Origin of the sequence: Polyangium sp. y55x31 (assembly GCF_029946505.1) — a bacterium.
GTDB lineage: Bacteria > Myxococcota_A > Polyangia > Polyangiales > Polyangiaceae > Polyangium.
Genome location: NZ_JARZHG010000032.1, coordinates 22,911 through 37,744, shown reverse-complemented (window position 1 = coordinate 37,744; position 14,834 = coordinate 22,911). Strand labels below are relative to the sequence as shown.

General features: G+C 69.7%; 11 protein-coding genes. 5 read left to right on the top strand and 6 right to left on the bottom strand.

What is annotated here, in order from left to right:
* From QHF84_RS37540 to QHF84_RS37525, 4 genes are all read left to right on the top strand, one after another.
* Positions 1 to 231: a hypothetical protein gene (locus QHF84_RS37540; protein WP_281318352.1), complete on the top strand. Its 231-nt coding sequence runs from the start codon at positions 1 to 3 to the stop codon at positions 229 to 231.
* A 60-nt stretch (positions 232 to 291) separates the two neighbouring features.
* Entirely contained in the window at positions 292 to 861 is a 570-nt protein-coding gene (locus QHF84_RS37535; protein ID WP_281318351.1) for a hypothetical protein, read from the top strand.
* Positions 862 to 871: 10 nt separating this feature from the next.
* Positions 872 to 1,579 carry an STAS domain-containing protein gene (locus QHF84_RS37530; protein WP_281318350.1) on the top strand — a complete coding sequence of 236 codons (708 nt, stop codon included), beginning with the start codon at positions 872 to 874 and terminating at the stop codon, positions 1,577 to 1,579.
* A gap of 215 nt (positions 1,580 to 1,794) precedes the next feature.
* Positions 1,795 to 1,998, top strand: coding sequence for a KGG domain-containing protein (locus tag QHF84_RS37525; protein WP_281318349.1), 204 nt, complete (start codon positions 1,795 to 1,797; stop codon positions 1,996 to 1,998).
* Positions 1,999 to 2,083: 85 nt separating this feature from the next.
* On the opposite strand, the gene QHF84_RS37520 is transcribed toward QHF84_RS37525, so the two are convergent.
* The 5 genes from QHF84_RS37520 to QHF84_RS37500 all read right to left on the bottom strand — a co-directional run bounded on the left by QHF84_RS37520 (position 2,084) and on the right by QHF84_RS37500 (position 9,929).
* Positions 2,084 to 4,333, bottom strand: coding sequence for a hypothetical protein (locus QHF84_RS37520; RefSeq protein WP_281318348.1), 2,250 nt, complete (start codon positions 4,331 to 4,333; stop codon positions 2,084 to 2,086).
* Positions 4,330 to 5,916, bottom strand: coding sequence for an Ig-like domain-containing protein (locus QHF84_RS37515; protein ID WP_281318347.1), 1,587 nt, complete (start codon positions 5,914 to 5,916; stop codon positions 4,330 to 4,332). The genes QHF84_RS37520 and QHF84_RS37515 overlap by 4 nt, the downstream gene beginning before the upstream one ends.
* Positions 5,917 to 6,027: 111 nt before the next feature.
* A complete protein-coding gene (locus QHF84_RS37510; protein WP_281318346.1) occupies positions 6,028 to 7,617 on the bottom strand; it encodes a PAS domain-containing protein in 1,590 nt (529 codons plus the stop codon).
* A gap of 174 nt (positions 7,618 to 7,791) precedes the next feature.
* Positions 7,792 to 8,466: a YqiA/YcfP family alpha/beta fold hydrolase gene (locus QHF84_RS37505; RefSeq protein WP_281318345.1), complete on the bottom strand. Its 675-nt coding sequence runs from the start codon at positions 8,464 to 8,466 to the stop codon at positions 7,792 to 7,794.
* Complete coding sequence (locus QHF84_RS37500; protein ID WP_281318344.1) at positions 8,463 to 9,929, bottom strand: amidase; 1,467 nt, start codon at positions 9,927 to 9,929, stop codon at positions 8,463 to 8,465. Before QHF84_RS37500 ends, QHF84_RS37505 begins: the two co-directional genes overlap by 4 nt.
* 139 nt (positions 9,930 to 10,068) lie before the next feature.
* Here QHF84_RS37500 and QHF84_RS37495 point away from each other — a divergent pair, with 139 nt between their 5' ends.
* Positions 10,069 to 11,685, top strand: coding sequence for a RecQ family ATP-dependent DNA helicase (locus tag QHF84_RS37495; protein WP_281318343.1), 1,617 nt, complete (start codon positions 10,069 to 10,071; stop codon positions 11,683 to 11,685).
* A 20-nt stretch (positions 11,686 to 11,705) separates the two neighbouring features.
* Here the strand turns inward: QHF84_RS37495 and QHF84_RS37490 are convergent, their stop codons facing one another.
* On the bottom strand, positions 11,706 to 14,834 hold the full coding sequence (locus QHF84_RS37490) for a CusA/CzcA family heavy metal efflux RND transporter (protein WP_281318342.1): 3,129 nt from the start codon (positions 14,832 to 14,834) through the stop codon (positions 11,706 to 11,708).

Below are 14,834 nucleotides of genomic sequence, written 5' to 3'. Positions count from 1 at the left end.
ATGACCCAAGAGCCCACGACCGACACCGCTCCGAAGGCCCGCACCTGTTCCTGCGGCCATGGCCGCGAGCACCACATGGTGAGCCCCGAGGGCGTTTACACGCTGTCCGGCTATCTCCGCCTCTTCTTCGGCATCTCGGCGCGCCCGACGAAGGTGAAATACCGCTGTCGTCGTTGCAATGAAGTGTTCTCCGTGACGACGGATCCCGCCATCCTCGACCTGCATTACTGATCCGGCCGGAACGACGCATTTTCCTTGACGCCCGATCCAGTGCGCCAAAGGATCGGGCGCATGGATCGCTTTTCGCGTCATGCGCCCCTGGAGCTGCGCCCCCACGCCGATCCCGGAATGGAAGATCGCTCCGGGCCGACGCTGACGCTGGGCAGCCTGTTCACCATGCTGGTGACCGTCGGCGGGGATGACGTACCGCCCGAATATGTCGCGGCGTGTCGAAACATCGAGCCGGAGGCCTGGTATCTCGGCCAGGACCTCGAGACCATTCTCAACGTGCTCGAAGACCGGGATCCCGAGCTCCCGGAGTTCATCGGCCGGAACATTTATTTCATGTTCCGCACCCAGCTCCACGGCCTCGGGATCAAGACGCCCGCCGATTTCGTGGCCCAGCTCCCGGCCATGTGGAAATTCGCGACGCGCGGCGACAGCGGCACGTGGCGCACCGCCATGAAGGGCGAGCGGCACGCCGTCGTCGAGTCGCACCAGCCCTTCAATTGCCACTTCGAGGCCGGCGGGCTGCGTGGGTTCATCGAGGCGCTCGATGGATACGACGTGGTGATCGAGCATTCGACGTGCGTCCGTAGAGGGGATCCATTCTGCACGCTCGATACGCGCTGGCAGGAATGAGCGCCGTCCGATGAGCCACGAGGCAGGGGACGTGCAGCAAAAAGAGCCGCTCGCCGCGCGGCTCCTCGACGAGGAGATGGAGCTCCTCCGCTGGATTGGCTCACGCATGAGCCGCGTCCTGCGCGGCCAGTACGACGAGCTGCCTTTCATCGAGCGCACGGACGCGCTCGGAATCGTGGCCAACATGGTCGCGCGCGTGGCGCGGGAGCTGCGCCGGAGCCGCGAGCGGGACGAGGCGCGGCGGGAGGAGCTCGTCCTGCGCGGGCGCGAGCTCGAAGAGCGCGTGAAGGAGCTCGAGGAGGCGCGCGCGGAGCAGGAGCGGCTGCTCGCGGCAGTGCGGGACCTCTCGGCGCCCGTCCTCGAGGTGTATCGTGGTGTCCTGCTCGTCCCGATTGCGGGCGCGCTCGACGCTGTGATGCTCACGCAGGCCGAGGGGCGCGTGCTCGCGCGGGTGGCCGCGGCGGGCGCGCGCACCGTGATCCTCGACATCACGGGGGCTTTGGTGATCGATCCCGTCGTGGCGGAGGGCCTCGTGCGGATGGCGCAGGCCTTGTCGCTGCTCGGGGCACGGGTCGTGCTATGCGGCGTCTCGGCGGCTGCGGCTCGTACGGCCGTGCAGCAGGGCCTCGATTTCGCGCCGGCGATCCTGCGCGCCGATCTCGGCAGCGCGCTCGAAACCGCGATTGGCGCCGAGCTCCGCAGGACGCGCGGAATCTAGGGCAAGCAAGCCCGGGCGTCCGCGGACAAACCGACCGGCCCGCTGCGACCATTCGAAGACCTTACGAATCTGTAGGGCGACCGCTCGACGTTCGAGGGACCCCACCCCAGAGAACCGCGTGTGGAAGGTGGCGCGGGGGACGCGACGGTGCGGACGGGCCGTCCGTCGTGGATCACCGTGACAAACCATCTTCGACTCGAAAAAGGGAGTGCGTCATGGCACAGGAGCAGAAGAAGGGCCAGATGACGGTCGAGGAGGCGGGGCGCAAGGGCGGCGAGACCGTCCGTGACGAGCGTGGCTCCGAGTTCTACTCCGAGATCGGCCACAAGGGCGGCCAGCGCGTCCGCGAGCTCATCGAGGAAGGCAAGCAGGCCGAAGAGGGCGGCAGCAGCGGCGGCGGCAGCTCGAACAAAAGCTGAATCCGGCCGAGCTGATACGGGCCGTTGAAGCAGGGCCGCGGCAGGGGCATGCAAACGATGTCCGGCCGCGGCCTTTTTTTCGTGTTCAGGGCTCGTCGTCGTCGATCGTGAGCAAATATCGCTCGAGATCGTCGAGATCCGCGTCGTCGAGGTGGCTCGTTTTGCCGTGCTGATCCGTGGCATTGCGATCCCGGAGCACGGCGCGCAGCGTGGGAGCGGAGCCGTCGTGCAGGTACGGCGCGCTCTTCCACAGCCCACGCAGCGTGGGTGTATCGAGCCCAGGCAGCGGGCCCCCGAGCCTCGAACCGGAGCCCGGCCCGAGCGTGCCCACGTCGTGGAGCACGTAGTTCTTGTCGGCCACGAGCGCGCTGACCGTGAAATGGGGCGGCGCGTGGCACGTCGCGCAGCCGGCCTCTGCCGAAAAGAAGATGTCCTTGCCTTTCTGGCGCGAGGCCAGGGCGGCGGGATCGTTCGAGCGATGGGGGCTCTTGCCGAACGAGCCGAGCGAGGCGACGTAGGAGGCGAGCGCGTCGAGCTCCGGGGACAAACCTTCTTTCGGGGCGCCGAGCGTCTGGTCGATCATCCCGGAATGGAATACGTCGTCCGGCAAGAATCCCGCTCCGCCCATGGGGCCGCGGATGTCGTGCTCGAAGTCCTGCACCTCGTCGAAATTGGCCGTCCAATGCAAGGGCCCGTGCGCCGTGCCCGCGCGCCCGGCGAGCGGAATCGTGTTGCGCAGGCCCTCGCCTCGCTGCGTGAAATCCCAGACGAGGCCGTCCCCTTCCCCGTCGAGGTGGCACGTCGCGCAGGACATGTAGCTCGTGCGGCTCATGCGGGGGTCGCGGCTGCTGTAGAAGATCTGTTTGCCTCGTAAAACCTCGTCGGACAGCGGCTCGGCGTTCGCGGTGGCGATCTTGCCGAGCGGGACGGGTGGGCTCGACAGATCGCTCACGTCGTAGACGCGCACCTCGCGCGAGAGCGACGCGTGCACCCAGAGGGTCTTGCCGTCCTCGCTCAGGACGAGACCGTCGGGGGCGTGGCCGACATCGTCGATCGAGCCGGCGACGTCGAAGCTCACGGCATCACGCACCTCGACCCGCTCGGCGCCCTGGATCGCCACGTAGATCACGTCGCCCTCGGGCGAAAAGACGGCCGCCGAGGCGAAATCGAGATCGTCGAACGCATAACGCCCGGCTTGGCGCTCGAACGGTTTTTCCGTGGGCCCGCCGAGCTCGACCTCGGTGAGGATCGCGCGCGCGGTCGTCTCGAAGCTCAGCGGTTTGCCCGTCCGGTACAATCCCGTCACGGTGTTCGCGCGGAGCGAGGGCACGATGGCGCGGCCTCCGTCGGGCGAGGGGACGATCTGGTTCAGGAAGCTCGGCACGCCGCTGTTGTTCGTATCGCTGTCGAGCCCGACGTCCGGCGGGAGCAAAAGCGGCTCACCGGCCTTCTGCGCGGCCGGATCCGTCGCGTCGACCACGGCAACCTCCGCGCCGTCCGCGGTCGCGCGCCAGCGCGTGACGAGCACCGTCCCGTTCGCGATGGCCGCGACGCCGCGTACGTCCGGAAAAACCGGAATCCTCGACAGGATCTGGTTCCCCTCCGCGCGGACGGAGGCGAGCTCGCCCGTGCCGGACAGCGCCACGAAAAACACGCCATCGCCACGCGGATCGGCGACGACGCCGAACGGCGCGCTGCCCGGACCGAATTCGACCTTCCCGCGTGTCTCTTGCTTGTCGAGGTCGTAAAACACGACGGCGCCGTCGCCCTGGCAAGCCGCGGCGAGGATCGCGCCCGAGATCGCGAGCGTGCGCGGCGCATCACAATCCACGCGCGCCTCGGGGGGCGAGGCCGGCAGCTCCGTCCCGAGCCGCGCGACGTGATCGTGGTCGGTATTCGCGACCCAGAGGGCCCCGCGCTCGCGGTCATGGACGATCGTGCTCGACGTATTCGGCCGTATCGCCATCGGCTTCGGCACCACGGCCACGCCGCGCGTGACGACGAGCTTCTGCCCCTCGTAGATCGCGGTCGCGCCGACGAGCCGACGGCCGGGTTGTGTATAGGTATGACAAACCTTCGTGAACAGCATGGCCGGGGCAATGGCCGTCCCGTCGCCGAGGTTCCACGCGACCTGCGCGGTCGGCCCGCCCGTGACCGTGAGCGAAAAACAGGTGTTGTCGCCGACGTAGGCGACGGCGGGGCCCTCGATCGGGCTCAGCGCGAACGGCTCGGGCGCCGGCGGCTTTTGCGAGCCCTCGTCGCCGCAGGACGCGAGGACCGCCCCGACGAACGCGATCCCGAGGGGAACGGCGGCGCGCGCGCGTCTCGTCCTCATTCTTCCTCCTCCTCCGAATAGGGCGGGGGCGGCGGCGGGAGGAAACACGAGCCGGTCTTGAACGTCGAGCGGAACTCGGTCGCCGTGGGATTGCCGTTGAAATCGACGACCCCGCCGGCCGGCACGACGACCTCGTATTCGGTATCGGGCTCGAGCGGCGAGGCGGGCCAGAAATTCACGATGCCTTCCTGCCCCGAATACTGGCCCTTGATCGGCTCGCTCGTGCCGACCTTGCGGACGATGAACGAGCCCTCCCAGAGCGAGCCGAGGTCGACGAACTCCCCGAACGTGAGGCCGATGCGGGTCGTGAGCGGCTGCGCCGTGGCGCCGTCGCGCGGGTTCACCATGGTCACCTCGGGCCCACGCGAATCGGGAGCTTCGAGGAACGGCGCGACGGCGCTGCCCTGGTTCTCGTCGGCCTTGTCGTCGACGCTGAGGACCACGACGTTGCCGATCGGGATGATCGTATCGAGGTCGCCCGTGAGGTTGAAGCGGCGGAGCAGCGTGGGTTTCGTCGGATCGGAGACGTCGACCGCCTCGGCGAAATGGCTCTCGCCGACGAACGCCACGTTCTCCTTGAGGAAGACGTAGCCGCCGTTCCCGTCGGGCGCGTGGTAATCGCCCACGTATTTCGGCGCCTCGGGGTTCGAGATATCGTAGATGATGACGCCGCCGCCATTGGATTTGCGGGCGTACCAGGTCTTGTCGCCGTTCAAATGGGCGTGATAGGCCTCCTGCCGGACGCCCGCGCCGTCCTGGATCTCGAACGTGCCGCCCGGGATGGGCGTGGGCCGCGCGGGATCGCCGATGTCGAGGAGCACGGTGCGCGAGCCCTCGGCGGCCATGACCGCGAGCAGGTTGCCCACCGCGAAAATGGCGCCGGCGCGGAGCGGCGGGTCGAATTTGAATTTTGTAATGGGAACGGGTTTGGCGGGGTCGGTCGCGTCCACGACGAAGATGCCATTGTCGGCCGCGGCGACGTAGACGTACGGGGCTTGCCAGAAGACCGAGAGGACCACGCGCGCGTACGCGTCGGGCCAGAAGACGCCCCGGAACGTGAGATCACTCGTGACCGCGGGCGCCTCGGGATTCGCGAGATCCCAGAATTGAATGCCGTTCACGCCATTGACGACGGCCTTCCAGCCGTTCATCCGAGCAAACCCGGCGGCGTGGGTCTCGCGCATGAGCGGCGAGAAGCTCGTGCCGACTTGCGTGGGCTTGCAGGGGTCGTCGAAGCGATACGTGGAGAGGCCGCCGCCGCCCCACTCGGGCGCCCAGGGCATGACGAGGTGGCCGTCGAGCATGGTGACGGTGTTGTGGTGATCCGTATCGTCCTCGGGGCCGCCGTCGAGGAACGCGCAATTGACCCCGAGGGCCTCCGTCGAATACGTCTGCGCCGGGCCGCCCGGCCCTTTCCAGGAAAGAGGGCTCGCCGGACTCGCAGGGAGCGGGGTCGTGGCAGGCGCCGCGCAGACGAGCCCCTCGGGCTCTTTCGACTCGGCCCCGCCGCAGCCGGCGAGCGCGATCACGCCGAGCACGGGCCAAAGCCGGCGCGCCCATCCGATGACATCGTATTTTTGCATGCCTCTGCCTCCGAAGCTCCCCCGGCGAGAACATCGGAATGGGCAGGAGGCGTCAATCGTGTATCGGGGCTTTGGGGCGGGGCCCGGTGTCGGCCGAGCCCCCGAAGCCCATCAACGCCGACGGGACGAGGTCGCGCCCCGCGCCACCTCGCGCGAGAAAATCGCCGCGCGCAGGGTGCGTTTCGTGACGAAGCCGGAGAGGTCGATGCCGAGCTCGACGATGGTCTGCGCGACGGCGGGGCGGATGCCGCTGATGATCGCGTCGGCGCCGAGCAGGCGAATGGCGCGCACGATGCTCATCAGGTGATCGGCGGTGTGGGTCTCGATCGTTTCGAGGCCCGTGAGGTCGAGGACGACGCTCGCGACCTGCCGATCGACGATGGCCGCGAGCAGGCGGTGCATGATCTCCTCGGCGCGGGCCTGGGTCATCCCGCCGACGACGGGGACCGCGAGCACGCTCTCGGCCACCTCGAGCAGCGGCGCGGAGAGCGTGAGGATCTCCTGGTGCTGGGCCTCGATGATGCCGAGCTTCTGGTCGAGCTCCTCGACGAGGGCGGCCTTGGCCTCGGCCTGCCGGAAGGCCTCGACGGCGCGCCGCTCGACCTCCGTCGCGGCCTCTTCGAGCTTGCGCTGCGTCTCGAGGCGCGTGGTGATGTCGACGCTGCAGCCGAGCACGTTCACTTCGCCGTTCGGCCGGACGAGCGGGCGCTTCGTCGTCTGGTACCAGCGATCCTCGCCCGTGTGCCAGTGGATCTCCTCCTCGACCGTGCGCTCCTCGAGCGTGGCGAAGACCTGCTGATCGATGCTCAGGAAGCCGTTGGCCCGCTTGTGCTCGTTGAGCTCGCGCTCGTGCTGGCCGACGATCTCGTCGACGGTCTTGCCGAAGATGTCGGCGAAGGCCTTGTTCGCCAGGAGGAAAACGCCGTTGTCGTCCTTGACGAAGATCAGGTTCGGATTGCTGTCGATGACCTGACGGATGAAGTCCTGCTGCTCGCGCAGATCCCGCTCGGCGCGGAGCTGCTCGGTGACGTCCTGGCCCACGCAGAGGACCAGGCGCTCCTCGGGCGCCTCGCCCTCGACGGGGACGAGGTGGAAAAACATCGAGCGCGTGCCGAGCGCGGTGGGCACGTCGCTCGTGATGATCTCCTCGGTGCCGGTGGCGAGGACACGCGCCTCGACCTCGCGTGCGAAGTCGGCGTCGGCCGGGTCGATCAAGAGCGCGCGCGTGCCGCTCTCGCGCTCCTGCTTGGCGGCGGCGCCGAGCAAACGAGCGCGCGTCTCGTTGGAGAAGATGCTCCGGCCCTCGGCATCGACGAGCGAAACCGTCACGGGGAGGCGATCGAGGATGCGGCGCAGGAGCGTCGCGGGGATCCGCTCGTCTCGTGATCGAGGTGCGGGCTCGCGCGTGGGTTGCATGGGGCGCGCGTGCACGAGCGCGGCGCGGGAATCGCCGTCGGGCACGGGCACGATCGTCACGACGTGCGGCGCGGGGCGGGTCTCGAGCGTGACCTCGGCCTGTGTGGTTTCACCCGAGAGGACCTTCGCGAGGGCGGCGGCGAGGGCGGGCTCGGTGAGCGGGGAATCGGAGAACGTCGTGGTCCAGGCCGCGTTGGCCTTCTGGACCAAGAGGGCTCGGTCGACGATGGCGATCGGCTCGGGGAAGACGCCGAGCGCCGCATCGGAGAGGCGACCGTCGTTCATGGCTCCATGGCGCGAACGTGCATGACGTCGACGAGCTCGCCGCGTGCCCCCCGCTGGCCGCACGCGATGGTTGGATGAAGGGGTCCCCGCGACACAGCGTGCGCCGCGCGCGTTGATGATCGCCCTCGCGGGCAAGGAAGGTCAAGCATGATGGAGGATTGAAGAAGCGGCAACTCAGGAGCGAGCGACCGAGCCGAAGAACGGCGCGAGGAAGGACTCCGACGCGGAGAGGATGTGCGGGAGCGACGCGACGAGCTCGTGCCCATCGTCGAGCTCGTGCAGCGTGACATGGCGGCGTTCCGCGGCGAAATCGCGCGAGCGATCGATCGAGACGACGTCGTCGCGTGTGCCGTGAAGAACGAGCGTCGGGACCCGCACGTCGGGGAGCGCGCCGTCGGTGCCGTCCACGGTTTCGAGGTCCTGGAAAAACCCGTAGTCGACGCGGGATTTGCCGCCCGTCGTGTGATCGTCGACCTCGAGAAATCCGGTCTCGGCCCAGCGCGCCATGCCCGCTTCGCCGAGGCGCGCGCGCCAGCGTCGCGAGAGGTCGAACGCAGGGGCGAGGAGCACGAGGGCCGAGACGCGCGCATCCATCTCGGCCACGCGGCTCGCGACGAGGCCGCCGAGGCTCGAACCGAAGAGGACGGCGCGATCACGTTCGCCGCCGATGCGGCGACGAACCTCGGTGATCATCGCGGAGACGCGCAGGTGCTCGAACGAGGGCAAACGCAGGTCGAGGCAGTCGATCTCGATGCCGCGGCGGCCGTAGTGCTCGGCGACGGCGACGCCTTTCTTGGAGCGGGGACCGGAGGCAAAGCCGTGCAGGTAGAGGAAACGCGGACTCGTCACGGGGAGATCGTAGCGCGGCTCGGAACCCGCGTCTTTCGTCGCGCCTTCGTCCAGCCGCCGAGGTCTTCTTCGAGGGCACGCGCGACGGCGATCGTGAGGGCGTCGGCGTTGCGCCTGCCTGCGACCTGCACGCCGAGGGGCAAGCCGAGGTCGTCGAAACCCGCGGGCACCTGCGTGACGGGGAACGCGAGCACGTTGAAGAGGGCGGTGCAGACGAAGTCGAGGGGCGTGAGCAGCGGCTCCCAGTGGCGCGGCGCCGAGCGCGTGTACGTCGGGTGCAGGATCACGCCGTGTGGGCCGAGCTCGGCTTCGAGCTCCTCGCGCAGGCGTTTGCCCGCGGTGGACCATGTCGCGATCGGCGCGGGCACGCTCTTCAGGAGCGCCTCGACGCCCGCGACGATGAGGGCCTGCACCGTGTGCGGCGCAGAAGGAAACGGCGCGCGGAGGAGCTCACGCGCGATGCGGATCGGGCGTCCGTTGCCGAGGACCTCGCCGTACGTCAGCGCGCCGGCCTCTTCCTCCATCATCGCGGTCCAGATGAAGAGCGCCTTTTCGAGGCCGCGCGTGCGAAGCTCGGCGATCCGCGCGCCGCGGGCTTCGAGCGCGGCCGCCGCGCGCCGCACGGCCTGCCGCTTGCTCGGTCGGATGCGCGCCGCGCCCGTCGTTTCGAGCGGATACACGGTGACGCCGCGCAGATCGATCGCGCTTGGTTGGTCTTCGAGGGCTCGCTCGGCCATGAGGCCGAGCAACGGCCAGAGGTCCTCGGCGCGGCGGGTCATGGGGCCCGTGCAGAGGAATGTGTCGAGCGCGCCGGGCACGTCGGGCCAGTAGCCCTGGTTCGAGACGAGGCCGCCCGTGGGCTTGTGGCCGAACACACCGCACATCGCGGCGGGGATGCGGATCGAGCCGGCGATGTCGGAGCCGATGCCGAACGGAGAGGCGCCTGCCGCGAGGATCGCGGCCTCGCCGCCGCTCGATCCGCCGGGGATGCGCGAGAGATCCCACGGGTTGTTCGTGCGGCCGTAGACGCGGTTGTCGGTCTCGAGCCAGAGGCCGCCTTCGGGCATGTTCGTCACGCCGAGGACGATGGCGCCGGCATCGCGTACGCGTCGCACGACGCGGGCATCCTGCTCGGCGCGCAGATGCTTGCGTGCGAAGACGCCCGCGGTGTGCGGCATGCCAAGGACGGCGATGCCCTCCTTCACCGTGCAAGGCACGCCGAAGAGCGGTGGCAACGGCTCTTCGGCGCTCCTCTGCGCGAGTTTGTCCGCGGCTTCCCTCGCCTCCCGCCGCGCGTGTGCGAACCGATCGGCGACGACCGCGTTGAGGGCGGGGTTTTCCGCTTCGATGCGCGCGATGTAGAGGTCGACGAGATCGACCGGCGAGAGGTTCCCTTCGCGGACGAGGGACGCGAGCTTCAGGGTGGAGGCGGAGAGCAGCTCGTCGGATCCGGCGAACGACATGGAGGCGGGATTCTAGAGCAGATGGCGGCCGCCAGGGTCCGCCATGGCGGCGCCACCCTGCGACGAACGATTCTCTCGACGAACCCCGCGAAATCCAGGGCCATCCCGCGCGGCACGGCGCTCGCTTTGCCAAGCGCTCGTGAACGCCAAAGCCCCTCTGTCGGATCTCGATGCCCTGCTCGCGGCCCACTTCGGCTTCGCGGAGCTGCGGCCCTTCCAGCGCGAGGCGATCGACGCGCTCCTCGCGGACCACGAGGGCGGCCGGGTGCTGCTCGTCGCGCCGACCGGAGGAGGCAAGTCGCTCTGTTATCAGCTCCCCGCGCTCGCGCTCCGCGGCACCGCGCTCGTGGTCTCGCCGCTCGTCGCGCTCATGGAGGATCAGGTCCGCGGCCTCGAAGCACGCGGGATCCCGGCGACGTACTTCGCGTCGACGCTCCCGGCCGAGGAGAACGGCCGCCGCCTCGCCGCGCTCCGCCGGGGCGCCTTCAAGCTCGTGTACGCGGCGCCCGAGCGGCTCGGCCACGCGGGGCTCGGGGCGGCGCTCGCCGCGGCGGGGACGTCGCTCGTGGCCATCGACGAGGCGCACTGCATCGTGCAGTGGGGACACGACTTCCGGCCCGATTACCTGCGCATCGGCGAGGCCCTCGCCCTGCGCGGCAAGGCCCGCATGATCGCCTGCACGGCGACGGCGACGCGGGCCGCGCGCGGGGAGATCGTGCGGCGGCTCGGCTGGGATCCGCGCAAGGTCGTCACCGTGCTGCGGGGGTTTTTCCGACCGAACCTCTCGCTCTGCGTGGTGCGGGTGCGGTCGCCGCGCGAGGTCCTCGCGGAGGTGCGGCGCGTGCTCGCCGAGGCGCTCGCCGGTCCGGGCGCGGGCATCGTGTACGCGGCGACGCGCAAGTCGGCCGAGTCGCTCGCGACGGCGCTGCGCGCGGATGGCTGGGACGCGCCCGTCTACCATGGAGGGACGGCCGCGCTGGAGCGAGCGCGGATCTCCGCGGCGTTCGCGGCCCGCGAGACACGCGTGCTCGTCGCGACGAACGCGTTTGGCATGGGCGTGGATCGTCCGGACGTACGGATCGTCGTACACGCGGAGACGCCCGGATCGTTGGAGGCGTACTACCAGGAGGTCGGGCGCGCGGGTCGCGACGGGCAAGACGCGCGCGGGGTGCTCCTCGTGACGCCGAAGGATCTCGCGCTCCGGCGCAGGCTCTGCCGCCTCGGCCCCGACGGCGCGCCCGCCACACGCGCGGAAACCTCCCGCGCGCTCGGGCGCCTCGCGGAGCTCGTGCGTTACATCGACGGCAAGAGTTGTCGCCACCGGATCCTGCTCCGGCATTTCGGCGATGATCCACGCGTGATCGACGGCGGTTGCGGGCGCTGCGACGTCTGCGTCGAGGCCGAACCTCCCGACACGGTGCGTGATCCGCCGCGTTTCGAGGACGAACCCGAGCTGCCGCCGAGAGACCCCGAACGAGAGCCTGCCTCGCCCACGAAGCCGCTGCGCCTCCCCGTGCCCGCGGGCGTGCCTCCGGAGCTCTTCGAGGCGCTGCGCCGCTACCGGCGGGCGCGTGCGCTCGCGCTCGGCGTCCCCGCGTACGTGGTCGCGCCGAACCGCGCCCTCGTGGAGATGGCGATGCTGCGGCCGGCCTCGGCCGAGGAGCTGCTCGGCATCCGCGGCATGGGAAAGGGCCGGGTCGCGGCGCATGGACAGGGTTTTTTGCGGGTGATCGGCGGGGAGGCCGTCGAGGCGTGATCTCGCGCGGCGGGCTTGGGCTACTCGGCGTCGCCCGAGGCCTCGACGTGCGCCGGGCGCAGGGCAAATGCGCGACGCGCCCGATCGGAGAGCTCGACGGCGAGCCTGTACATCACGGGCAAGACCACGAGCGAGAGCAGCGCGGCCGACACGGTGCCGCCCACGATGACGACCGCGATCGGCCGCTGCGTCTCCGCGCCCATCGCCTTCGACACGGCCGCCGGCAAGAGCCCGAGCGCCGCGAGCGCAGCCGTCATCACCACCGCGCGCAGACGATCCTTCGCCCCCTCCATCACCGCCTCGTCGAGGCCGAGGCCCTGCGCCCTGCGCTCGACGATCGCCGAGAGCACGAGCACGCCGTTCAGCGAGGCCTGTCCCACGAGCGCGATGAACCCGACGGCCGCCGCGATCGAGAGCGGCATGTCGCAGGCCCAGAGCGCGATGGCCCCGCCCACGAGCGCAAACGGCACGTTGAGCAGCACGAGGACCGCGAGCGGCATGGACCGGAAGGCGTTGAACAGAAGCCCCAGCGTGATCAGGAGGGCCACGGGCAGGACGAGCGCGAGCCTGCGCATCGCGCGCTCCTTCGATTCGAACTCCCCTCCCCACTCGACGCTCATCCCGCTGTCGAGCGGCACCTTCGCCTCCACCGCCTTGCGCGCGTCATCGACGAACGACCCGAGGTCTCGCCCGCGCACGTTCATGCGCACGCCGATGTACCGCTGCCCGTTCTCGCGGTTGATCGAGGCGCGCCCGTAATCCACGCCGATCTCGCCGAGCGAGGAGAGCGGCACGAGCGCGCCCGAGGACGTCGGCACCCGCAAGTTCTCGATCTGCTCCAGCGAATCCCGCGAGGCCTCGGGGAAGCGGATCACGACGTCGAAGGATCGATCCCCCTCCCAGAGCTTGCCGACCGCGCGCCCTCCGAGCGCCGTCGACACGAAGCCCTGCACGTCCTCCATCGACAAACCGTATCGCCCGAGCGCCTCGCGGCTCGGCCGGATGCGGACCTGCGGGACCTCGCCGCTCTTGACGATGCCGAGGTCGGCGATGCCCGGCACGTCGGCGAGCGCGCGCTTCGCGTTCTCCGCGGCCTCCTGGAGCTTCGGCATGTCATCGCCGTAGATCTTCAGCGCCACCTGCCCGAACTGCCCCGAAATGTTCTCGTTCACGTTGTCGCGGATGGGCTGGGAGAAGTTCACTTCGAGCCCGGGGATGACCGTGAGCGAGGCCTGCATCTTGGCGATGAGGGCTCCGAGCGTGGGCGCGTCCGGCCCCCACTCGGTCGCGGGCTTGAGCTTCACGAACATCTCGAGGTTGTTCGACATCGTCGGATCGGTGCCGTCCTCGGGCCGGCCGAGCTGGCTCACACGCGCCTCGACCTCCGGAAACGCGTCGACGATCCGGGCGATGATCGGCGCGAGCCTGCGCCCCTCGCTGAGCGAAACGTTGGAGGGCAAAGTGAACGTCAGGTAGAGCGCCCCCTCGTTGAGCTCAGGCAAGAACTCGCTCCCCCGCCGGGCGAGAATGACCCCGCTCGCGCCGAGCGAGGCCGTCGCGACGAGCAGGACCGCGAGCGGTCGCCGCAAGGACGCGCGCAGCGTGGGCACGTACACCCGCGTCGCCCAGCGGAGCACGGGCGACTCGCGGTGCGGCCTCGGTTTACGGTAGGCGAACGTCGCCAGCACGGGCACGAGCGTGATCGAGAAGAGCAGGCTGCCCACGAGCGCCGCGACCACCGTGTGCGCGAGCGGCGCGAAGATCCGGCCTTCCACGCGCTGGAGGAGGAAGATCGGCAGGTACGCCGCGATGATGATCAGGAGCGAAAACACGGTCGGACGAACCACGTCCCCGACAGCGCGCTCGATGCGCTCCCGCGCGCCCGAGGGCGGCTCCGAGGGCCCGTGGTGCGACATGCGGTGCACGATCGACTCGACGATCACGACCGCGCCGTCGACGATGATCCCGAAGTCCACCGCGCCCATGGAGATGAGGTTCGCGCTCATGCCCCGCGCCTTCAGGTAGATGAAGGCCGAGAGCAGCGACATCGGGATCACGCTCGCCACGATCAGCGCCGCGCGCAGATCGAGCAGCACCACGAAGAGCACGAGCACGACGAGCACGGCGCCCTCGGCGAGGTTGTGCGCCACGGTCTCGAGCGTCTTCGACACGAGCTCGGTGCGGTCGTAGAAGGTCCAGATCTTCACGCCGCGCGGCAGGACCTTGCCGTTCAGCTCGTCGATCTTCGCCCGCACGGCGGAGAGCACTTCACTCGGGTTTTCCCCGCGCCGCATGAGGATGATGCCCTCGACGGCGTCCGGATCGTCCGCGCGCCCCACGATGCCCTGCCGCGGCGTCCACCCTTCCTGCACGCTGGCGAGATCCGAGAGGTAGATCGGCGTGCCGCCGCGGGTCGCCACCGCGATCCGGCCGATGTCCGCGGGGCCTGCGAACAGGCCCTCGCTGCGAATGACCAGCGCCTCGGCGCCCCGCTCCACGATGCCGCCGGAGGCGTTCTCCGACGAGGCTTCGAGCGCGTGCACGAGCTCGCTCATGCTGACGCCCTTGGCCGCCATGGCCCCGGGGTCCGGGTGAACCTGGATCTCACGCACGAGGCCGCCGTAACTCACGACGTCGGCCACGCCCTGCACGCGGAGCAAGCGCGGGCGCACCACCCAGTCTTGCAGCGTGCGCAGCTCGAGAGGATCACGCTTCTCCGACGAAAGTGTGTACCGGTAGATCTCGCCGATCGGCGTGGAGAGCGAGCCGAGCTCGGGCCGCACGCCCTCGGGCAGCTCGGCGTTGCGGAGCCGCTCCGTCGTCTGCGCGCGGGCGAAGATCGGATCGACGCCATCGCCGAACGTCAGGGTCACGAAGGACAAACCGAAGAGGTTGATCGCGCGGACCCGCACGAGCCCCGGCGTGCCGTTGACGGCGCGCTCGATCGGGACGGAGACCTGACGCTCCATCTCCTCCGCGGGTTGCCCGGCGTAGAGCGTGATGACGTTGACCTGGGTGTCGGTCGGATCGGGGAACGCCTCGATCGTGACCCCCGAGAACGCCCACGCCCCGAAGGCCGCCACGATCAAAGTCACGAGCAGGACGGCGCCGCGATGACGGAGCGCCCCGGCCACGATTTTCTCGAACAC

Bases quoted from the DNA above. Each gene is read 5' to 3' on its own strand.
- QHF84_RS37540 (WP_281318352.1), top strand. From the start codon at position 1: ATGACCCAAGAGCCCACGACCGACACCGCTCCGAAGGCCCGCACCTGT.
- QHF84_RS37535 (WP_281318351.1), top strand. From the start codon at position 292: ATGGATCGCTTTTCGCGTCATGCGCCCCTGGAGCTGCGCCCCCACGCC.
- QHF84_RS37530 (WP_281318350.1), top strand. From the start codon at position 872: ATGAGCCACGAGGCAGGGGACGTGCAGCAAAAAGAGCCGCTCGCCGCG.
- QHF84_RS37525 (WP_281318349.1), top strand. From the start codon at position 1,795: ATGGCACAGGAGCAGAAGAAGGGCCAGATGACGGTCGAGGAGGCGGGG.
- QHF84_RS37520 (WP_281318348.1), bottom strand. From the start codon at position 4,333: ATGAGGACGAGACGCGCGCGCGCCGCCGTTCCCCTCGGGATCGCGTTC.
- QHF84_RS37515 (WP_281318347.1), bottom strand. From the start codon at position 5,916: ATGCAAAAATACGATGTCATCGGATGGGCGCGCCGGCTTTGGCCCGTG.
- QHF84_RS37510 (WP_281318346.1), bottom strand. From the start codon at position 7,617: ATGAACGACGGTCGCCTCTCCGATGCGGCGCTCGGCGTCTTCCCCGAG.
- QHF84_RS37500 (WP_281318344.1), bottom strand. From the start codon at position 9,929: ATGTCGTTCGCCGGATCCGACGAGCTGCTCTCCGCCTCCACCCTGAAG.